Raw genomic sequence first — 20,484 nt, 5'->3', positions numbered from 1 at the left:
TGGACACTGGCCCGAAGTTCAGCCGACCGATACCTCCTTCACCTGGCTGTCCTTACTTACTTGGAGCGACCTCGTGTCGCACCTGATCGTTTCAGGATGAGGAAACGGCGTCATCCGAGGGCGCCCGGCCCGTGCCGCGCACTCGACGCGTCGGCTGTGAAAATCGCTGTCCGATTGTCGGAACGCGGTGATAGAGAGTCCATGTGACAACGACACTTGCGTTCCCCGTTCTGCTGCGACTGATCGACGAACGGTCGACCGCCTTCCGCGCCGCGGTCGCCTCCGCGCCCAGCCTCGATGTGCAGGTGCCGACCTGCCCGGAGTGGACACTGTTCGATCTGGTGCAGCACCTCGGCGAGGGGCGCCGCTCCTGGGCCGCCACCGTAGCCGCAGGGCCTGCCGCTCCGGCCAAGTCCGTACCAGAGGGCGCCCCGGCTACGCCTCGGGAGCGCGAGGCCGTGCCGACCTGGTTGGCCGCGTCGACGCAGGAGCTGCTGGACGCACTGCGGGAGGCCGGCCCGGATCGCGGTTGCTGGACGTGGTGGGGTGCGTCGCAGTCGCCGCAGACCTGTGGCGCCGTCGCCCGGCACCAGCTCCAGCAGATCGCGGTGCACACCTACGACGCCCAGGTCACTGTGGGTACCCCGCAGCCGCTGCCGGATGAGGTGGCACTCGACGGTGTTGAGGAGTTCCTGTCCACCTGCGTCGCAACGACGAGTGCCTGGCCGCACAAGCCCACTGCCTTCGACTTCCACGCCACCGAGGGCCACTCCTGGCGCCTCACGGTCGACGGCGACGGCGCACGCTCCACCCGTATCCCCGCGCCCGGCACGACGCCTGTCGCCGCTGACGACGAGGACCCGGACGCGGCTGGCGTCTCCGTCCGCGGCACGGCCAGTGAACTGGTCCTCTTCGTGTACGACCGTATCCCGGCGGACTCCCTGCAGATCGACGGAGACGCAGGTTTGCTCGACCTGCTCCGCGCGTGGGAGCCGGAGGAGTAGGACGGGTGCTGTAGAGCGGCGAAGTAACCCTTGTCAAGACCGCATGCGGCGGCTGACACCACCGGCTGACACCAACAAGCACGAACAGCAGCGGTCAGCGCCGGACCTCGGTGGACGATCGACCGGGGCGCAGGGGCCGTTGGTCGATGTTGGCAGACCCCCGTGATCGACCTGATAAAGATGAGGCTCATCAGTCACAAAGCCTCGTAGAGTCGAGCCGTCCCGACAACAGGTGCCCCGGGGTGCCCGAGGCGTATGCCGAACCGGTGGGAGTAAGAGGCGGCTCGCGGGGTGGCCGTACGAGCGTGGCGCGCGATCGGCGTCCTGAGTAGTCCCCACCGGACCCCGGCTGTACAGCAGCGAAGTACAGCAACCACCGCGACCGCAGCCGGTCGTCAGTGATCGCACCGACTCCGGCCGGCGCTGGCAACGTTTCCCGGAGGGTCGGCCCAATATCCTGCGCGAAGTATGGACTGGAGGTTCCGGTCGGCGGCGGAGGCCCAACACTAAGGATCACCGGAGTCACCAGGGGGAGCCCGCAGCATGACCGGCACCACGGAGGCCCTTGGCGGGTCAGCTGCAGTCGACGATGCAGCACGAAGCCTCACGCGCCCGTTCTACGTATACGCCGTGTTCGCCAACACGCTGTTCCAGCGCGGCGTATTCGTCCTCTTCCTTCAGCAGCGAGGCTTCTCCGCCGGGCAAGTGGCCCTACTTCAGACACTGCTCTACCTGGTCAGCGGACTTGCGGAGTTGCCGACGGGAGTCATCGCTGACCGAATCGGCAGGCGTGCCAGCATCGTGATCGGCCAGGTGCTGATAGCTGGATGTCTGCTCGGTCAGGTGGCGTTCTCCAACTACTGGGTGTTCCTGACGCTGTTCATCGGGCAGGGCGTGGGCATGGCATGTGTATCCGGTTCGGACACCGCCCTGCTGTACGACCTGCTCGTGCGTCGTGGTGCAACGGCCAGCTACGTCAAAATCAATTCCCGGTTCACCGTGCTCGGGACGGTCACCTCGGGAGCCGCCATCGTCCTCGGCGGCCAACTGCAGCAGATTTCCTGGGGAATCGTCTACGTCGGTTCGGCGGCGTGCCTCGTCCTGGCCGTGGTGGTGCTGATGTCACGGGTGCCCGAGATCCGCGGCGCGGACGCGGTGGACGAGCAGGACGGAGCCGAGGAGGAGCACGGCGACGCCACAGCATGGCGGGCGATGCTTCGGGTCGCCACGCCGGCGCTCGTGACGCTTGTCGTGGTGTCCGGATTGATGCATGCGACTTTGACGCCGTACATCATTTTTACGCAGAAGACCCTCTCCGATCAGGGAGCGGGCACCGCATTGGTCAGCGCGGTCATATCGGCGGGATTCTTCGCCGGCGGGCTCACTCCATTGCTGTCGGACCGCGCGGACCGGCGCATCGGGTATCGGGTCATCGTCCCGGTGTCTCTCCTGACGCTCGCCGTGGCGCTCGGCCTGAGCGGCCTCGGCCTTGTCTGGGTCACCATCGCCGCGTTCCTGGTCCTGGTCGGAATTCCCGAGATCACCGCCGTGATCGTGGACAACGTGTTCAACGAGGCCGTGCCGTCGCGCCACCGGGCGAGCCTGCTGTCGATGATCGCATTCGTGGAGTCGGCGCTCATCGGCACCGGCTATCTCGTCCTTGGCGCGCTCATGGACGGGTTGGGCTCCAGTGTGGGCATGGCCACCTACACCGCGGTCCCCCTGCTGGCATGTCTCCTGTGGCTCCCGGTGCTCTTCCGAGGGGCACGGGTGACCACCGAGATCGAGAAGCCCGCCGACCAAAAGGCATCCTGAAACAGACCATCTCGAGCAACGCCCCTGCCCGATGGCGGGGGCGTTGCTCGTTGACATGTCGCTCCCAGCGGCGACGGAGCTGTCTCGGGGCCCGCGGAGTCGAAGTGATGGAGGGGCCGGTGCCCGGACTGCTCGCCGACGGCGGTGCACTCCGCCGAAGCAGTGGAGTGACGGCAGTCTCTGACGGCAACACCGGTGCACGTTGCCGTACTAGGAGGCCCGACCGCACACCATTGAAAAGAGGCGAGCAAGCCTCACCGCTGCCCAGTGGATCGCTCGAATGATCTCCTAAAGCGGGTGTCGCAGGTTCGAATCCTGCCGGGGGCACAGCTTGCGCAGCAGGTCAGAGGGCCAAGGGCCCCTCGTTCTATTCGAACGGGGGGCCACTTTCGTGATCCAATGCCACATTGATGCCACATGCCCCGTTGATCTTCACCGAGGTGGGGTAGCGGAACCCCGGTGTAATGCGCATACAGTGCTGGATGCGAGGGCTGGCGCGGCTCCCCACACGCACCAGACGCGCGCTCGCACGATCCTGTGGGATCTCAGCGGGGAGGCTGAGCCCACGGGCCGGGGCCCCCGTCGCTTGAGTCGGCGGGGCCCCGTGTAGTTCTAAACAGAACTGGGCGTAGTCGACGGTGTGCTGGTTGAACGCGTGCCAGCCGTAGTCCACCAGCTTGCTGGGGGCGAGGGACTGGCCGGGCTGCTGTCCGGAGGCGGCGATGAACGCGGCCGCCTGGCCGACGATGCGGCGCGCGGTGGTCTCGTCGATGTCCGGGTGGTCGGTGGTGATGCGGCGGGCGAGCTGGTCGGTGACCTCGGGGTCGATCAGGGTGAGCGGGTCGGTGGTGCTCACGGGACGTTCCAGTGCGATGGTCACGTGATTCCTCCTGTTGTGGGTGAGTGCCTCCGGTGGGAGGCGCTTGGACCCGTCCGCGCCCATTGCTCACGGGGTTCGGGGCGGGCGGGGGTCTGGGTGTGCGGGGCTCCGGCGCAGTCCGGGCAGACGTAGACCTCGGTGTCGAGGACGTGTGCGCCGTCCCGGCCGCGGGAGATGCCCGCGCTGACGGCGCCGTGCCACAGGGGCTTGCTGCACCAGCAGCAGGCGCGCCCGGCGTATTGCTCGGCGTTCAGCGCGCTGGTGCGCGGCGGCCCTGGCCGGGTCACCGGTTCGTCCCCAACTGCGCCCACAGGCCGCGCTCGTCGGTCGTGAGACCGGAGGAGTGGGCGAGGCCAGTGACGAGCATCAGTGGCGGGCACGCTGCCGTTCGCAACGACGGTGGTGTCGAGCAGGAGTTGCCATTCGCCGCCCGTGTTCACCAGCGGACTGCCGGCCTGGTCGCCGTTCAGCACCAGGCCGAGCGCGAGCGTGGCCGAGCGCGGGCTGAGGATCGTCTCCCACAGCGTCGTGAAGCTGGTGCCGTCCTCGTAGACGAGGCCGCGCAGCGAGGTCGGGAAGAGCGGCAGCTCGTCCCGCTCCCACCCCGTGCGACGCAGGTCGGCCGGCTGCTCCTCGACGACGGCGAGCCGCTGAAGGAAGTCCGGGGTCTTCTGCACCTTCGGCACGTCACGCCCCCACACAGGTCAGGCGGACACGCTCCGGACCGTTCACCGACGTGTTCTCGATGGACACGATGCGGAGCACGCCCTCGCGGCCGTTGGGTGACTTCGGCTCGGGGGCTACCTGCAGTGGTCCACCACCCGCGTGCAGATCACCGCGGCCGAGGTGGAAACCCTCAACGCCATCTACGAGCGGTACCTCACCGAGTCCCGCACCGACCTCGGGTTCGGCTGGCACCTGCTGCAGGAGGCCCACACCGACACCGCCGAGGTGCCCGGCGGCAGTGAGGACGCCCCCGGCACCGACCAGGCCGAGCCCGCCGGCGACGACGACGCCGACGAGCACGACGACGACGAGGACGAGGACGACGAGGACGACGAGGACGACGACGCATGAGTTCCCTGAGTCAACCTCTATGCCGCCAGAGGCTCGTCGGCGGGCGTGTTGATCTTGCTGTTGGCTTGGTGGATGGCGGGGTCGTAGCAGACGCCGTCGCGCCAGCAGGCCCACATCACCCGCAGCCAGGCGCGGGCCAGGATGCGGATGGCGTGGGGGTGTCGCTTCTTGCGGGCCCGGGCGTCGTTGTAGATCTTGGCGGCCCAGTCGCTGCCGTGGCGGCTGTTGTCGGCGAAGGTGGTCAGCGCGACGCGGGCCCTGCGGTTGGTCGCGAAGCGGAAGGAGACCGTGCGGGACTTGCCCGAGGCGCGGGTGACGGGGACGACACCGGCTTCGGCGATGAGCTGTTCGCAGGTCTGGGCGCGTTCCAGGATCGGGCCGATCTCGCCGATGACCTGGCCGAGGCTGACCTTGCCGATGCGCGGCATGGTGGCGAACAGCGGTGCGTAGGGGTGGGTTTCGGTCGCGTCGGCGATGGCCTTGTCCAGGGTGCGGATGGTGGCGCGTATGCCCTGCACGAGCTGGACCTGGACACGTACCAGCTGCTCGACGACAGCGTCGCTGAGGCGGGAGGCAGCCTTCGGGGCGGCGCGCAGGCGTTCGATGAGGACGCTGCCGGGCTTCTTGCCGGAGTAGCCGCGGCGCTTGCACCAGGCTTGAAGCCGTCCGGCGGTGAGCTTGGCGGCGGAGGCCGGGGTGGGATGACGCTCCAGGAACGCGAGTGCGATGTCGCTGTCCAGGTCGGCGAAGACCGTCTTGCCGCCGGGCCAGTGCTCGTCCAGCAGGGCGGCGAGCTGGTTGACGGCGGCGATGCGGGCCTCGATGTGGTCGGCCCGCTGCCGGGTGAGGGCCTGCAGGTCGAGGGTGGCCTGCTCGGTGGGCTCCAGGCGGGGCAGCAGGTGGCCGTCGGTGCGCAGGTAGTCGGCGAGTTTCATGCTGTCGCCGGCGTCGGTCTTGGCCTTGGAGGCGACCCAGCGCGCTCGCATGGCGTGGAAGGCGTTGGGGTGCACCGGCACGACCGGGTCGCCGGCGGCCAGGAGCCGGTCGACGGCCAGGCCCCGGGTGGTCTCGATGGCGACCGGCAGGTCGGCCGGGTCGCCGTGCTTGCGCAGCCTTGCCAGGGTCTTGGCGAACTCCTCCTCGGTGTGGGCCAGTTCCCACCGGTCGACACGCTTGCCCGAGGCGTCCATGACCGTCACGTCATGCGTTTCGGTCGCCCAGTCCCATCCGATGAACACGTGCGTCGTACTCCACTGCCGATCCGGGAGCACCTGCTCGGTGGTGAGGTCGTCTGCCGGGAGCTCATTAATCGGCCCTCTGCGGGGCGTGTCCCTGAAGCCGATCAGACGGCCTCGGCCCGGCGGGGCCGGCGGAACTCATACAGGCCGTCGAACGGCTCGCAGCACTGGCCGTGCACCCACCAGGACCGAGAGGTCACAACCCTACCCGTGAGGGCTGCAGAAGGGATGGTCCTCTAATGAGCAGCGCCCCGGGTATCAGCGCCCCCAACAGCAGCGGCCCCGCCACCACTTTCTACGAGGCGTACCCGCTCAAGGACCTGCGCCCGGCCGACTACAACCCGCGGCACCTGTCCGAGAAGGCCTTCGAACGGCTGAAGGCGTCCATCACCCGCCACGGAGTCGTCAAGCCGGTCGTCCTCAACGCCAACGGAACCCTTGGTCAGAGGGCCGCTCTACTATGCATGTACCGCCTGGCGGAAAGCTCTGGAACGGCGTTCATCACAAGTGGTGAGGAGGTCCAGCAGTGAGTGTTGCGGCGGGTCGTACGGATCTGACGGTGGGCGGTGCCGCCCAGCGCGAGGAGCGGCTGTGTGTCCGGCCCGGAACTGTCGTGTCCCTCGTCCTACGGGCCCGCGCGGGCGAGCGCTGGACGGCTGTCGGCTCCTCGGCGCCGGTGCTGGCACTGCCGTTCGGCTGGCGGGTCGACGCGGACGGAACGGCTCATGCCGCCATCCGCTGCGCCGGCGTCCGTGCCGGGAGCGCCGACATCACCGTGACGGCAACGGAAACGGCACCGGCACGGGCGCCGGACCTGGCAGGTCCGGCGCCCGTCGCGTTCACCCTCCGGCTGAGCGTGGTGCCCCGTCCGAAGGAGCGGTGATCACGGCCTGGTCACTTCAGTTCGCTGACCGGCGTCGTGTAGATGCCGCGCCCGTGGGTGGCCGCGTACAACTTGCCGTCCGGGCCAGTCTTGAGCTGGTCAACGGCCACCGCCGGCAGCGAGCCGACCCGCTCCCACTTGGTGGTGCTCGGACCGCGGTATACGACGCCCAGGTCGGTCCCGACCGCCAAGCCGCCGTCCGGCAGGACGACGGCGGAGTCCGCCGGCACGTCCGGGAAGTTGGCGGAGACATCGTTCCAGGTGCTGCCGCCGTCCTTGGACTCGAAGACGTGGCCGATGCCAGCGCCCGGGCCCTCGGTCCACTGCCGGGAGAAGCCGCTGACGGTGACGTACACGTGGTCGGAGTTGTTCGGGTCGACGGCGAGGCCGCTCAGATAGCGGTTGGGCACCGTACCGTCCACCGGCAGACTGATCTGGTGCCAGCCGGTGCCGTCCGCGTTGCCGACCGCGATGCCACGGGTGAAGCCCTGGTTGTTGCAGGGGCCGCACCACGCGGCGTACACCTTGCCGCCCGAGGACGCGACCGCGGTAGCGGCGTGGCCAGCGCCGAGGTCGAACGCGTCGGTCCACTCGTCGCCGCTGCGGATGGCGTAGCCGTGGGTCTGGACCCACACATGCCGGCCGCCCGCGATCCAGGTCGAGCTGTCCTTCATGTCCGCCGCCATCGGGGCGACGAAGCGGGCCTCACCGGTCTGGTTGTCCGGCGGGGCGACTGAGTACGAGGTGATCCGGCTTATATCGTCGATCCAGGAACCGTCGTTGACGGCGCAGTTCTGGGTGACCTGGATCTGCAGGTAGACATACGCCTGGGCGATGTTGCAGCCGTTGGCCGGATCGGTGATCGTGTCGGTGCCGTCACCGCCGAAGTTGGAGCCCATCACCTTGTCGTTGCCGCGCAGCACCGACTGGCCGTTGTCCTGCAGTCCGCCGGTGACCGAAACGCCGCCGTAGTCGAGGTCCTTGCCGACGCCCACCGAGTAGTACTGCAGAGTGTCGATGGTGCCATCGTTGAGCGAGGTCCAGTCGGTGGCGTGGCCGTCGCTGTCCTGGGAGCCGTTCACCAGACGCTTGTAGGCGCCGCCGTCATTGCCGACGTACACATACGACTTGCCGTGGTAGCTGCCGATCGCGACACCGTGCTGGTCGGAGTGCGTGGTCGGGTTGCAGTCACCGGTCTGCTTGCTGGGATCGATGCTCCAGCAGGCGAAGTTGAAGTTCCAGTACGGTCCGACGGTGGACCACTGGGCGCCGCCGTCCTTGGTCTCGTAGACCTCCTCCAGACCCGCGTACACGTGCTTGGCGTTCGCCGGGTCCACGGTGAGGAACTGGTTGTACCAGGCTTGCACACCCGGCATGTATCCGGGATCGGTCAGCGCCGAGTTGGAGTTGGCGAGCTGCTTGTAGTCGGCGATCTTCGACCAGGGGCCGAACGGCGAGCCGGACTTGGAGACGTAGATGCCCTCGAGTGAGCTGTCCGGGTTGGTATTCAGCTGTTCCGGCGACTGGTCGATCGCGTAATAGCGCGACCCGTCGGCGGAGCCGGCGAAGGTGACCTGGCCGACGTTGTCCGGGTCCGACGGCAGGGAGCCGAGGCCGGTCGTGACCTTCTGCCAGGTGCCGTTCTTCTGGGCGTAGAAGCCGTTGTACGTGTCACCGCTGCGCCAGCCGACCGCCAGCATGACCTTGGAGGGGTCCTTGGGATCGACGGCGATGTCATTGGTGATGTTCTTGTACGGGGCGTTGGGGTCGTTCGCCAGGGAGTGACCCGGAAGGTAGTCCGGGTTGGGCGCGAACTCCAGCTTCCAGGACCCCGACAGGTCGGTCGTGGAGTGGCTCCACACGCCCTCGCTGGTGGCTGCCCACACCTTGCCGGCGCCGAACCGCAGTTCGTGGATGGTGGTGCTCTCCAGCTCATCGCCGCCGACCCGGCTGCGCTCCGAGAACGTGCCCTTGTGAGGGTCGGTCAGCACATAGACGCCGCTGCCGAGATAGGCGTCCGCGTTGGTGGTCGCCTCGCCGGTGCCGAGCCACAGCCGCCCTGCCTTGTCCAGCGCCAGGGCGCCGGAGGTCTGGGTCGGCAGTTTGTCGCTGATGGGCTGCCAGTGGCCGCCGCCGGTGCTGGAGCGCCAGACGCCGCCGCCCGCGCTGCCTGCGTACACATAACCGTCGTTGTCGGCGGCCATCGCCGCCATCCTGCCGGTGACCAGGCCGGATCCGCCGCTGGAGTTGGAGTCGTAGTCGCGGTAGCGGGAATCGTCCGAGTTGTACGGCAGATTGGTGATGTTCTGCCAGTTGCTGCCGGTGTTGGGCAGGTTGCCCAGGCTGCCCCAGGCCGCCCCGTAGGCACCGGGGGAGACCACTCCGGGGGCGGTACGCGCCTCGGAGTACTGGTCCGCGCCCTCGGCTATCTCATCGGACTCGTTGCCGTCGTCCTCGCCCGCCGCCGAGGGGACGAGGTCGCCGGCGGAGTCGGTGCGCTGTTGTGCGAGTTGGTCCGTCGCCCGGGTACCGAAGGGGTTCGCCTTACCGCCGGACAACGCGTCCGCGGGTATGGCGACGAGCGCGGCGGAAGCCGTGATGGCACAGATCGTGAACCATCGTCTCTTGCTGGTGGATGATGGCACCGTGTTTCCTCCCCGAACAGGTGTTGTTTCAGTTGTCGGGGTAGACTTGATCACGGCTATTACCCCAAGTGATGTTCGGGAGCGGATTTTTGGCCTAAGTTTTGTGGCCTACCTTGCGAACGGCGTCCGCCGCTCAATGGCGTGGCCTACAGCAGGCCCGGCTCGGTTGCGAGAGGCCGCCGCGATCATCTTGCGGTCACCGTAGGACTGCTGGTGCCGACCTTGGCGAGATCGGTCGTCTTCAACCACGTCTCTACCGAGCGGCCCGTTCTTTCATGCGCATCCCGCAGGTGGCACCCGTGACCGAATGGTCAGCCACGCCGGTCAACTCGAACACCGTCGGTTGGCCACAGCCCAATTGAACGGGTTCGAGATTCTCTTCCGTGGCCTGTGAGCCTGTTGTTAGGATCCGATCACTCGGGTGTGGGGGGTGCGGGGGACGCCGGGATGGACCGGCTTGCTTGCTGTGAGTGCTGAGGACCGAGCCGATTCCCCTGCCTGTTCCAGGTCCTTCCGCGTCAGGGGTGGAATCAAGTGGCCAGACGTGTCCTCCTCCGCAGTGCCGTCACGGCGGTCGTGTCGCTGTCGCTGGCTGTCGGTCCTGCGTCCTGGGTCGCGTCGGCCGGTGCAGGGACGTTCAGTGAGACCGCGATTCCCGCCACCATGCGCGTCACACCGGGCTCCGGCTCTGTGGTGAGCGTCGGGCCTTCCGGGTTTCTGCACTCCGCCACCACCACGAGCGGTCCCTCCGGACTGGAGTGGACGGGCGCGGACGGCTCGACCCGAAAGCTCGAGGGCACGCAGCCGTACGACCCCGTGGAGTACTACGGAGCGGCATCGGACGTCGTGGCGCTGCCGCCGAGCGGTGGCACGGGCGAGATACTGCTGCGGAACATGGTCACCGACGAGACCACGACCGTCACTGTCCCCGCAGGTCAGAAGTACAGCAGGGCGATCGGGACCACCGTGGTGACCCAGGGCGGAGCTGGTGCCGACGGGAAGTGGACCGAGTTTCATCTGCTGAGCAATGAGAACGGGACCACGGTGGACCGCCGCGTGACAGGCCTTCCGGAGGGTGCCTACGTCCTCATTAACGGGCGGGCCGGCGTCCATGGGTTCCTCTCACTTCTGAAGGTCCCCGGAGAGGACGTCGGACAGTACGCCTGGATCGATCTCCGCACCGCGGAAGCCACGTTTCTGCCGTACGGCACGGTGTATGGGAACTCCGCGGTGACCGCCCTTCATCTGGTCACCCCCCAGGCCGATGGCGTGCGGATCTATGAGCAGGGCCGGTTCGACACCCCCGTGCGCGAGGTTCAGGTCAGCCTCAAGGACGCGAAGGTTCTCGGCGTCGTCGGCAACTCGCTGATCGTGGCCCGCTATGACGCTTCGCTCGGTCAGAAGGAGTACCAGGCGTCCATCTGGAAGGTCGTGGCCGTCCCCTTCGACGGTTCCGGCGAGCGGACGCTTCTCGCCCGTGCGGTGGCGGACCGTGTTGCCGTCCGGCCGGACGGCGGCGTTCAACTCGTCGGCGGTCAGTCCGCAGAGGACTACGGCTACCAGGACATCACCGCCGGGGCGGACGGCGTACCGTACGCGGCTCGTGTACTCCGCATCCTGCCGGTCCCGATGCAGCTCCAGCGGCTGACGCTGGATCACGGCACCGTCATGACCCTGGAGTACGGCGACGGGGCCACCTCTGCGTACGACCGCCTGCTCACCGAAACCGCGCCCGGATACGGCGAGCGCGTGCGGATCGGCAGCCTGCCGGCCCCGTACAACAAGTGCAGCGTCGGCAACGGGCTGTGCCCCGAGCTGTATCCCACCGGGGACGGCCGGACCGTGTACCGCGGGGCAGTGAGCATGGACGGCGGCTGGCAGCCCAAGCTGTTCGTCGTGGGCAAGGGCGAGACGTTTCCCGGTACGCCGATCGAAACGGGCCTCCAGGATTCTTTCGACGATTCCCCGGACCAGATGAGGATCGTGGGGGCATCCGAGAACCTGGTGCTGGTCGACGGGACACCTGCGGGCGGCAGCCGGGAACTCCGGGTCGTGGACATCGACTCCGGCAAGGTCGTGCACACGGAGCCGTTCCAGGGGGGTGCGATCTGGGGGACCACTCTGTGGTCCTCGGCCCCGGGCGGCACGGTGACGGCCAAGGATGCGCGCACCGGGGCCTCGCTGACGTCCTTCACGGTGAACACCGGGTGCTCCTCCATGGTCGATCTGCAGGCCGTCGGCCGGTGGCTGTACTGGAAGTGCAACTTCAGCACCGCTCCGTTCGCCGCGGGCGTCTACGACCTCCAGTCCAGGAAGAACATTCCGCTTCCCTCCACCGGGCAGGCCTACCTCGGCGACGGTGTCGTCGCCGTCCGGGGCGGGCAGGGGCTGGGTGTCTACGGCCTGCAGACCGGGACGGCCGTCCAGCGGTGGGCAACCGGCGCCGCGGGGCTTGTGGCGCTCGACCCTCGTAACGGTGACGTCGCGTACTCCACGCTGGACCAGGCCGTCCACGTCTTGCACACCGGGCGGCCCGAGGCGGCCCTGGTCTCTCCCTACCGGAATGTCACCGCGCGGGTGGAGACGGACGTGACCCCGGTCTCCTGGCGCGGTGAATGGTGGCTCTCCGAGCCGACGGCTTCCTGGAAGGTGGAGATACGCCACAAGGCCACAGGCCGCGTGGTGGCCACGCGCAGTGGCGGACCGGCCGAGTACTCGATCGCGACGACGTGGGACGGCCGGGACACGACAGGCGGACTGCTTCCCAACGGCTCGTACACCTGGACGCTGACGGCTCAGCCGGCGGACGGGCAGGGAGCGGCGTTGGTCCAGTCCGGCACGGTCCGGCTGACGGGTGGCACAGCGGTGTGGCGGGACCACGTCGGCGGCTCGGCGCTGCCCGACGGTGTCGGCGACCTCCTGACGATGAACTCCTCGGGGTGGCTCACCTTCCACCAGGGGGACGGGGCCGGGAAGTTCTCCGGGAGCGTTTCGGCGAGCGGCTGGTCGACCTCGGTCAGGGCTGTGCCGTTCGGCGACCTCAGCGGCGACCGCTGCAACGACGTCCTGGTCCGGCTGAGCACCGGCGCCCTGCGCCTGTACAAGCCGGTCTGCGGCGCCCCGCTCAAGCCGGCGACGTCGTACACCACCCTCGCCACCAGCGGCTGGAACCAGTACGACGTCCTTACCTCGCCCGGAGACCTCACGAAGGACGGCCGCCCGGATCTGATCGCCCGCAACGCCTCGACCGGCGCGGTGTACCTGTACAAGGGGACCGCTGGCGGCACGCTCGCAGCTCGCGTGAAGCTCTACGACAACTGGAAGACGTACAAAAAGGTCGTGGGCGTCGGAGATCTCAACGGCGACGGCATCGGCGACCTGGTCGCGCAGGACACGGCGAACAACCTGTACCGGTACTTCGGGAAGGGCAACGGCACCTTCGCTGCGCGGGTGAGGATCGCCACCGGGTGGGGATCCACGTACAACGCGGTCGTCGGCGTCGCGGACATCACCGGGGACGGCAAGGGCGACCTGGTCATGCGGGACACGGCGGGCAACCTGTACCGCCAGACCGGGACCGGCAAGGGGACGTTCGCCTCCCGGGTGAAGATCGCGACGGGCTGGCAGGGCTACAAGGGTCTTTTCTAGACAAGCACCACGCCACCACCCGCCGCCGCGTCGGCGAACGCGTGTGGGCCGCGCTCTACCAGCAAAAGCCGCGACCGCCCGAGGGCGGCGTGTGGCAGCGGGCCTGGATCACCGACCACCGGCTCACCGTCGAGTTCGGCGGCCTCGACATGGCCCGCATCATCGTCGCCGTCGACCCCGCCGGCGGAGAGTCCGCGGTCGGCGACGAGACCGGCATCATCGGAGCCGCCCGCGGCTTCGACGGCCACCGTTACGTGCTCGAAGACCGCTCGGGGAGCATGGGCGCCAACGACTGGGGCCGCACCGCCTGCCTCCTCGCCCTCGCCCTCAAAGCAGACGCGATCGTCGTCGAGTCGAACTACGGCGGCGACATGGCCAGGCAGGTCCTCTCCCAGGCGTGGGAGCAGCTGCGCCGCGAAGGCACCACCTACGGCCAGCTCATGCCCCGCGTCCTCGAAGTCACCGCCAAGGTCGGAAAGCGCCTGCGGGCCGAACCCGTCGCCCAGCTGTACGAGCAGGGCCTCGTCCACCACGTCGGCGGCAGGAGTGGCCCGCCGGCGAATCGCTGTCCGCACGCCTGGTGTGGGGCGCCCACACGCCCACCGACCGCACCACCGTCCTCAACGACGTCGTGCAGTGCTACGAAGCAGGCGTGTTCTCCCTGGAGACCGCAGTGCGGATGCTGCAGGAAGCCGGATACCCGATCGAGGACATCGCCGAGGAGATCGAACGCATCCAGAAGCGGGCCTTCGACCAGGCCGCCCGGCTCGCGGATGCGACCGGCGACAACGGGGCAGTGCGCGGGTACCTGGGCCTGCCCGAAGCCGACCCCGCGCAGAGGGTGCCGCTCATCCAGCCCCGCCAGCCCGGCACACAGGGCCAGCCGCCTACCAGCCCGTACCCGGCGCAGCCTCAGCCGCCCACCGAGCTGCCTCCGCCCGGGTCGACCAGGGCGGTCGGCGCCAGTGGGTCCGACCCTCGCTGATGCTCGCGCGCAAGACAGCTCCAGCAGCGATGGATCCGTGGCAGCGGGTACCCGCACAGGAGACGGGACTCCCTGAGGAGATGACTCCCATGTTGTTCATCGGCCTGCTCCTCCTTGCGGGCGCCGGTGCCTTCACGGCCCTCGCCATCGCCGACAACCTCTCCGGCGGCCCCGAGTACACGGTCTCAGTGCTCGGCCACGACATCGCCACCATGAACATCCTCGAGGTGTTCAGCGCTGGGCTCGCCCTGGCCCTCATCTTCTGCCTGGGGCTGGCCCTCCTGACCGGCGCGGCGTCACACCGCCAGCACGCCCACGGGGGCCCGCGGCGGCTCGGCACCCGGGGCCGCGGCTAGCCCGCAGCCACAAGTACCAGCTGCTGCTGCGCATGGTGCAGCGCCTGCACCATGCCGGGCAGGAGTGGCCCGCCGGCGAGTCGCTGCCCGCACGCCTGGTGTGGTGCGCGCACACGCCCACCGACCGCACCACCGTCCTGGCCGACGTCACCTCCGGCTACGCGGCGGGCGTGTTCTCCCTGGAGACCGCGGTGCGGATGCTGCAGGAAGCCTGGTACCCGATCGAGGACGTCGCCGAGGAGATCGAACGCATCCAGAAGCGGGCGTTCGACCAGGCCGCCAGACTCGCGGATGCGACCGGCGACAATGACGTGGTCCGTGCGTACCTCGGCTTGCCTGAGGCAGACTCCGGAGTTCCATCCGTCCCGGTCCTTCCGGAGGCCGAATGATGACTGTGCCTGCCAGACGGAACATCTGCTGGACAGGGAAGGAGCCCCCTGCCCGCGGCCTTTCCGCGGACAGGGGGCTCCTTCGTGAGATGCGGCCGACCGGTCAGCCGATGGTTGCGATGCCGTCGGTGGTGATGGTCGGGCGGCCCGAGGTGCCGACCACGACGATCTTCAGGGTGTGTTTGGCGGAGCTGGACCAGGTCTTGGTCCAGATCGCCTGGCGGTAGAGGGTGGTGGAGGACTTCAGGTCCACCGTGGTGACCTTGGTGCCGTCGACGTAGACGTAGGCCTGACCGGAGGTGGAGGCCCGCGAGACGATCCAGGCCACCGAGCGTCCGGTGAAGGTCCAGCTGATCGAGGCCTTGGCGGACGATGAGCTGTAGGAGTAGCCGCCCAGGTAGCTGGAGCTGCTCTTGTGGGTCCAGGTGCCGGTCCGGGTGGTGGAGGTCTCCTGGATGATGTTCGGCGTCCGGTAGACGGAGGCGCCACCGGTGTTGCCGGCCACGTCGTACGCCTTCAGGGCGAACAGGTCCGAGGTGCCGGGCTTGGCGCTGGTGGACCAGGAGGTCACCGTCGGGCCGAAGGTGGCCGAGGACGGCGCGGGCGCCATGACCTTGGCGAGGGCCGCGTTGTCGGCGGCCTTCCAGGTCACCGTGACCGGGACCGCGGTGGAGCTCACCGTGCCGGTGCGCAGCTGCACGCCGGGAGCGGTCGGGAAGGTGGGCGCGGTGGTGTCACCGACCAGGGTGACCGAGCCCGACAGAGTGGTCGACTTGCGGATGTGGGTGGCGCGCACCTGGACGGTGTGGCTGCCGGCAGCGACGGAGATCGAGGCGGAGCGGGCGGAGCCGGAGGTGTGCGCCACGGCCTTGCCGTCGACCAGGACGTCGAAGCCGGAGATCACCGTGGACGGCGTGGCCGTCGTCCAGCTCACTGTGGCCGCGCCCTTGGTGTAGTAGCTCGTCCCGGACTTGGTCGCCCCGCCGGACAGCCCGGTGATGGAGAGCGCGCCGACCGGGCCGGCCGCGTAGGAGCGGATCGTGCTGAGGGCGTTGTAGAGCTGGTTGCCGGGGCAGTCGGTGGCGAAGCCGTTGCGGTGCCCGGAAATCACGTTGAAGCTGTAGCTCTTGCCGAGGGCGAAGCCGTAACTGTCGGAGGCGCCCTCGGGCAGCGACGCGGTACCGGTGCCCGGGTTCACGCCGGTCATGCCGAACTTCCAGGCCGCGATGCGGGCGATGGAGGCCAGCATCGCCGTGCTGGGCTTGGCTCCGGCGAAGGTGCTGGCCGTGGAGTCGCCGCCGCTGAGGTCGGTGTACGTGCCGATGGCGGCCACGCCCATGCTGTTGGTGTTGAACCCGTAGGTCTGGGCGCCCACGATCGGCAGCGCCATCCCGCCGAAGCGGCCCTCGAAGATGGTGCCGCACTTGTCGACGAGGAAGTTGTAACCGAGGTCGCGCCAGCCCTGGTTGAGGTGCTCGGCGTAGATGCCGCGCACGATCGCCGGGGAGTCCGCGCACGAGTAGTTGTTGGTGGTGTCCGTGTGGTGGACGTACATCACCTTCACCGCCGAGCCGTACAACGGGTAACCCGATTCCCGCGCGCACTCGTCCGCGCCCCAGCCGGCCCGGGTGACCACGGTGGGCGGGGCCACCGTCGAGGTGGTGGTGGCCGGCATCGGGTCCGGCGGGGTCTGCGACGCCGACGCGGAGGGGCTGGCCGAGGAGGTCGGGCAGGACGGGTACGCCTGGGACAGCGACGGAAGCTGGCTGGGCCAGGACGTCGGGGACGCGCTCGGCGAGGCGGAGGTGGGCGCGGAGCCGGAGGCACTGGTGGACGGCGCGGCGGAGGCGGACCCGGTGGCCGTCGGGGTGGCCGTGGGTGAGGCGGACTCCGTCGCGGTCGGGGTGTCCGAAGCGCCGGTACCTGCGGTGGCCGTCGCGGTGTCGGTCGGGGCGGCGCTGTCCGTCGGTGTGGCGGTGTCGGTGGCCGCCGGGGAAGCCGAGTCGGTGGCCGTCGCGTCCATGGCGTAGCCCGCCAGGCCCATGCCGGAGGCTTGCGTCCCGCCGGTGGCGGGCTTGCCCGGGTCGACCAGGTCCACCCGCAGCCCGGCGGGCAGCGCGGTCGTCTTGCCGGCGCCGGTCGCGCGGACCTGGATTCCGTTCGACGGCCCCGACCACATCGGGGACATCCCGCCGCGCACACCGGGACGGTTCAACTCGGCGGCGTCGGGGATGTCGTCCGGCTGCTGCATCTTCAGCCACTGGGTCCAGTGGCCGCCGACGGCGGAACGGGTCCGCACCTCCACCGTGCCGCGCAGCTTGGCGTGCGCGCCGTTCCAAGTGACGCCCACCATGCTGAACGGAGCCGTGGACCGGGCCCCCAGCGTCTTGAGCGACGCGTCGGCCCCGGTCAGGGACAGCGAGTGGACATGCGTCTTGATTGGTCCCGACGCGGCCGACGCTCCGGCACGGCCTCCCGACCCGGCCATTGCGACGGTCGCCACAGCCACGCCGCCCCCGGCTATCACCGCCCCCAGCGCCACCCACGTACGCGTTTTCAGTCCGGCTCGACGACCGCGCCGAACCCTGTGTTCAGTTCTCATGCCCCGCCCTATAGCCCCGTGGTTGTCATCACTGTTCTGGCCGGGCACGGCTGTCACAGGAGTGCCCTTGAATAACAGCGCCCAAGAATGTGTAAGCGTCACACATCCCGAACCCGGGTGGGGGACAGACGCACGCCAACCATCTGGTAAGAGACATTGGCGCCGTGCTCCTCGACCAGGCGGGTCGGGCGGGCGCTATGGCTACGCTGATCGTCGGCGCGGGGGCGCTGCTGCTGGAGGACTGGATCCGCATGGTCAGGCTGCTTCCCCACCCCCGTACGCCCGTCGGCTACCGGCGTGACGGCCGCCCCATCTACCCGATCCTGGGCGCTGACCCCACCGACCCGCCTGGTCGAGCAGCTCGGCTTCACCAAGACCGACGACCTGACGTCGTTCGTGCAGCAGCAGCGTGACGCGCAGGCCGCGCAGACTGACCGTTCAGGACCTCATCAAGGACGTCAACACGGCGGACCTGACCACGTTCGCCCGCTACATCCCCACCCCCGCAGACTTCCTGCTCACCCAGACCGTGTTCGCCAAGGTGTCCATCCAGGACGTCATGTGGCGGATCAAGAACACCGGCCGCTACGTCAACGCCGCGAAGTACCGCGCTTTCGACGCCAGCGTGCCGTTCTCGGACCGGCAGGCGTGGCAGACGTCCACGCAGGGCATGCTGCCCGCCCTTGGCCAGAAGCTCATGGTCGGCGAGGTCGAACTGCTCCTGCAGGAGGCCGCCCGTGGCCAGGACGCGTCCCGCCTGGAGCAGCTGCTGTACGACGACGTGGAGCGGCACGTCGAGGCCACCAACTCCGTCTGGAGCTGGCCGCCGGCGACGTCCTCACCGACGGCAAGTTCTCCCTGGCGGCGGAGAACGGGCTCACCCTCGACGTCGACTTCGGCGTCCCTGCGGCGAACATGCCGACCGCGCCGAAGCTGTGGTTCGACCCGACGGCCGACGCCATCGCCGACGAGCTGGGCTGGACCTCCTACCAGGGGTTCTACGGGCGGGCGGCTTCAGCAGGCCACGCCGTGGTCAAGGCAGTGTGGACTTGAGACGTCGTCACGTGCCGGTTACAGCCATTCGTTGATGGCGGCGACCAGCACGGTCGCCTCGTAGCGGACAGCAAGTTTGTCGTATCGCGTGGCGACCGCCCGGTGCCGCTTCAGCCGGTTGATCGCCAATATCCCCGGGCCGGGACTGCCGACGGCGCAGCGCGCTGGCGTAGGCCCGCCCGGACTTCACACACCGCCGCCGCGCCGTCTCGTAGGAGACGACGGCGCCGCGTGTTGGAATATCCGCTCCTCGACCCCGCGGAACGACAGCGGGAACCGGTGATACCGCCATACGCAGCGAGAGATGACCTCGACCGGGTACGGGTGGCCCTGTGCGACGCGGGCGACCCAACCGGACGACCTTTCCAGCCGATCAACCCCAAAGTCATCCCACCGGCTCAACCAACGTGACAATGCCCTCGAACCGATCACGGGCGTAAACGCCGTGGTGATCAGCCGATAGGGACGTGATCACGGCCTGATGTGCGAAGGGGGTGTGAGCATGTGCAGAACTTTAGATGTTGCTGCGAGTTGGGCGCCCGATGGGGCTTGTCATGCCGCGGGCTGCCCACCTACGTTCGATCACCATGCTTGCATCCCCGATGATCAGCGTCATAGTCGCCGCTCACGACCTTCAGGGACACCTTGAAAACTGCCTGAATTCGATCCTAAACCAGTCCTTCCGGGATGTTGAGGTCATCGCGGTCCTCGACCAGTCTGCTGAGTGCCCTGCGGACTTGGTGGATGACTATGCCCGGCGCGACGGGCGGGTCTCGGCCGTACACCTGAAGGGCGTCGTCGGCATTAGCCGGATACGCAACGCAGGGGCCGAGCACGCAGCCGGTGATTACCTGCTGTTCCTGGACAGCGATCACATCATCGGGGATGCAACCCTTCAGGCCATTGCCGACCAGCTACAAGCTGCAAACGAGCCGGACCTTCTTCTCTTCGGGCATACTCGCCTGCATCGCCGCCGCTCCTGGCCCGGTGCCGCCGCCGGGCTGCTTGCCCGGCAGGGACGTGAGCCCTTCGCCCCGATCGACCAGCCCGAGTTTTTCGGTGCTCCCGCCTACTCCTGGGACCGTCTGTTCCGCCGCGACTTGTGGACCCGGCAGGGACTCGCATTCCCCGACGGCTTCTACGAGGAGGTCGCGGTCGTCCACCGCGCCATGCTCGCCGCTGACCGGATCGGCGTCCTGAAATGGAACTGCGTCCAGATCCGCCGTCGGCACACTCAACACCCCGCAGGCGCGCCGGGCGGCACCCATTTCGACGTCTTCGCCCGCTACGAAGAGAGCTTCGGCTTGCTCGAGGAGCGTAGGGCCCTGGACGTTGTGGCACCGTTCCTCTTCACTCGTATGATTCGTCACTACCTCTTCCTTCTCAATCTCGAGGGATGCCTCTCGCGCACCGAGCGTCCGGGGTTCTTCGACCGCGCCAGCGAGCACTACCGCCGGTTCCTCCCCGACGGCTATGAGCGCCCTGACGGCCGCGAGGGTGTCAAGTTCCAACTCGTCGCGAGCGGGAGGTACAGCGCTTTTGAGGCCGCCAGGCTCCCTCAGTTCGCGCGCAGCTTCGTCTCCCGGGACGCCACCGTCCGCGGAGGCTAGCCCAGGCTGGTCAGAAGCCGTCGACGTGTGAGCGCTGGGCCGTCTCTGGGCCGTCCCAGCATGGCCCAACGACGACGGATGACGACAGTCGACAACGACTCTCCCCCTGCTCAGAGACGGTGCTTCGAGTTCCCACACAGGTGCTCATCCGTGAAGGTGAGTTGAGGAACTCCAGAGGTTTCTGGGTACGCGAGAGCCTTTGGCCCAAGGCCATGAAGTTATGGGTCTGGGTGTAGTTGCAAGTGGGGTCTGATCTGGGAGGACGCCGGACGTGAGAAGCGGAGCCCCGGTAGAACTGA

At 68.5% G+C, this 20,484-nt stretch carries 17 protein-coding genes and 2 pseudogenes; 11 read left to right on the top strand and 8 right to left on the bottom strand.

What is annotated here, in order from left to right; translation table 11 throughout:
- Positions 1-203: 203 nt before the first annotated feature.
- Both ACZ3TS_RS40185 and ACZ3TS_RS40180 read left to right on the top strand, forming a co-directional pair.
- Complete coding sequence (locus ACZ3TS_RS40185; RefSeq protein WP_467627471.1) at positions 204-1,004, top strand: maleylpyruvate isomerase N-terminal domain-containing protein; 801 nt, start codon at positions 204-206, stop codon at positions 1,002-1,004.
- Between the two features lie 543 nt (positions 1,005-1,547).
- Positions 1,548-2,819, top strand: a complete 1,272-nt coding sequence (locus ACZ3TS_RS40180; protein WP_467627469.1) for an MFS transporter — start codon at positions 1,548-1,550, stop codon at positions 2,817-2,819.
- Between the two features lie 367 nt (positions 2,820-3,186).
- On the opposite strand, the gene ACZ3TS_RS40175 is transcribed toward ACZ3TS_RS40180, so the two are convergent.
- Positions 3,187-3,699, bottom strand: a complete 513-nt coding sequence (locus ACZ3TS_RS40175) for a glycine-rich domain-containing protein (protein ID WP_467627466.1) — start codon at positions 3,697-3,699, stop codon at positions 3,187-3,189.
- Positions 3,696-4,385 carry a hypothetical protein gene (locus tag ACZ3TS_RS40170; protein WP_467627464.1) on the bottom strand — a complete coding sequence of 230 codons (690 nt, stop codon included), beginning with the start codon at positions 4,383-4,385 and terminating at the stop codon, positions 3,696-3,698. Before ACZ3TS_RS40170 ends, ACZ3TS_RS40175 begins: the two co-directional genes overlap by 4 nt.
- Before the next feature lie 139 nt (positions 4,386-4,524).
- On the opposite strand from ACZ3TS_RS40170, the gene ACZ3TS_RS40165 reads away from it, so the two are divergent.
- Positions 4,525-4,776 (top strand): hypothetical protein, encoded by a 252-nt coding sequence (locus ACZ3TS_RS40165; RefSeq protein ID WP_467627461.1) that lies wholly within the window; start codon positions 4,525-4,527, stop codon positions 4,774-4,776.
- A gap of 17 nt (positions 4,777-4,793) precedes the next feature.
- Here ACZ3TS_RS40165 and ACZ3TS_RS40160 read toward each other — a convergent pair whose 3' ends face one another.
- Positions 4,794-6,014 (bottom strand): IS110 family RNA-guided transposase, encoded by a 1,221-nt coding sequence (locus ACZ3TS_RS40160; RefSeq protein ID WP_467627459.1) that lies wholly within the window; start codon positions 6,012-6,014, stop codon positions 4,794-4,796.
- A gap of 239 nt (positions 6,015-6,253) precedes the next feature.
- Between ACZ3TS_RS40160 and ACZ3TS_RS40155 the strand changes: the two genes are divergently transcribed.
- Complete coding sequence (locus tag ACZ3TS_RS40155; protein WP_467627456.1) at positions 6,254-6,544, top strand: ParB N-terminal domain-containing protein; 291 nt, start codon at positions 6,254-6,256, stop codon at positions 6,542-6,544.
- Entirely contained in the window at positions 6,541-6,897 is a 357-nt protein-coding gene (locus tag ACZ3TS_RS40150) for an acetyl-CoA synthetase (protein ID WP_467627454.1), read from the top strand. Before ACZ3TS_RS40155 ends, ACZ3TS_RS40150 begins: the two co-directional genes overlap by 4 nt.
- Before the next feature lie 11 nt (positions 6,898-6,908).
- Here the strand turns inward: ACZ3TS_RS40150 and ACZ3TS_RS40145 are convergent, their stop codons facing one another.
- On the bottom strand, positions 6,909-9,542 hold the full coding sequence (locus ACZ3TS_RS40145; RefSeq protein ID WP_467627452.1) for a beta propeller repeat protein: 2,634 nt from the start codon (positions 9,540-9,542) through the stop codon (positions 6,909-6,911).
- Between the two features lie 534 nt (positions 9,543-10,076).
- Here ACZ3TS_RS40145 and ACZ3TS_RS40140 point away from each other — a divergent pair.
- Complete coding sequence (locus ACZ3TS_RS40140; protein WP_467627449.1) at positions 10,077-13,190, top strand: FG-GAP-like repeat-containing protein; 3,114 nt, start codon at positions 10,077-10,079, stop codon at positions 13,188-13,190.
- Here the strand turns inward: ACZ3TS_RS40140 and ACZ3TS_RS40135 are convergent.
- Positions 13,187-13,765: a hypothetical protein gene (locus ACZ3TS_RS40135; protein ID WP_467627447.1), complete on the bottom strand. Its 579-nt coding sequence runs from the start codon at positions 13,763-13,765 to the stop codon at positions 13,187-13,189. The two genes, ACZ3TS_RS40140 and ACZ3TS_RS40135, sit on opposite strands and share 4 nt — an antisense overlap.
- Positions 13,766-13,770: 5 nt before the next feature.
- Between ACZ3TS_RS40135 and ACZ3TS_RS40130 the strand changes: the two genes are divergently transcribed.
- The 3 genes from ACZ3TS_RS40130 (at position 13,771) to ACZ3TS_RS40120 (ending at position 14,920) form a co-directional block, all read left to right on the top strand.
- Positions 13,771-14,175, top strand: a complete 405-nt coding sequence (locus ACZ3TS_RS40130) for a hypothetical protein (RefSeq protein WP_467627444.1) — start codon at positions 13,771-13,773, stop codon at positions 14,173-14,175.
- Between the two features lie 89 nt (positions 14,176-14,264).
- Positions 14,265-14,531 (top strand): hypothetical protein, encoded by a 267-nt coding sequence (locus ACZ3TS_RS40125; protein ID WP_467627442.1) that lies wholly within the window; start codon positions 14,265-14,267, stop codon positions 14,529-14,531.
- 32 nt (positions 14,532-14,563) lie between these two features.
- The gene (locus tag ACZ3TS_RS40120; RefSeq protein ID WP_467627439.1) at positions 14,564-14,920 is read left to right on the top strand and encodes a hypothetical protein; all 357 of its coding nucleotides are present in this window, start codon (positions 14,564-14,566) and stop codon (positions 14,918-14,920) included.
- A 103-nt stretch (positions 14,921-15,023) separates the two neighbouring features.
- Here ACZ3TS_RS40120 and ACZ3TS_RS40115 read toward each other — a convergent pair whose 3' ends face one another.
- Complete coding sequence (locus ACZ3TS_RS40115; RefSeq protein ID WP_467627437.1) at positions 15,024-17,429, bottom strand: N-acetylmuramoyl-L-alanine amidase; 2,406 nt, start codon at positions 17,427-17,429, stop codon at positions 15,024-15,026.
- Between the two features lie 502 nt (positions 17,430-17,931).
- On the opposite strand from ACZ3TS_RS40115, the gene ACZ3TS_RS40110 reads away from it, so the two are divergent.
- Positions 17,932-18,639: a major capsid protein gene (locus ACZ3TS_RS40110; RefSeq protein ID WP_467627435.1), complete on the top strand. Its 708-nt coding sequence runs from the start codon at positions 17,932-17,934 to the stop codon at positions 18,637-18,639.
- On the opposite strand, the pseudogene ACZ3TS_RS40105 reads toward ACZ3TS_RS40110, so the two are convergent.
- Positions 18,594-18,695, bottom strand: a pseudogene (locus tag ACZ3TS_RS40105) (IS5 family transposase); the annotation flags it as partial. The gene ACZ3TS_RS40110 and the pseudogene ACZ3TS_RS40105 overlap by 46 nt on opposite strands.
- 10 nt (positions 18,696-18,705) lie before the next feature.
- Positions 18,706-18,944: pseudogene (locus ACZ3TS_RS40100) on the bottom strand (IS6 family transposase); the annotation flags it as partial.
- A 233-nt stretch (positions 18,945-19,177) separates the two neighbouring features.
- Here ACZ3TS_RS40100 and ACZ3TS_RS40095 point away from each other — a divergent pair.
- A complete protein-coding gene (locus ACZ3TS_RS40095) occupies positions 19,178-20,185 on the top strand; it encodes a glycosyltransferase family 2 protein (RefSeq protein WP_467627432.1) in 1,008 nt (335 codons plus the stop codon).
- Positions 20,186-20,484: the final 299 nt, after the last annotated feature.

Source organism: Streptomyces sp. NPDC022910, assembly GCF_055561075.1.
This window is presented reverse-complemented; position numbering and strand designations above follow the sequence as displayed.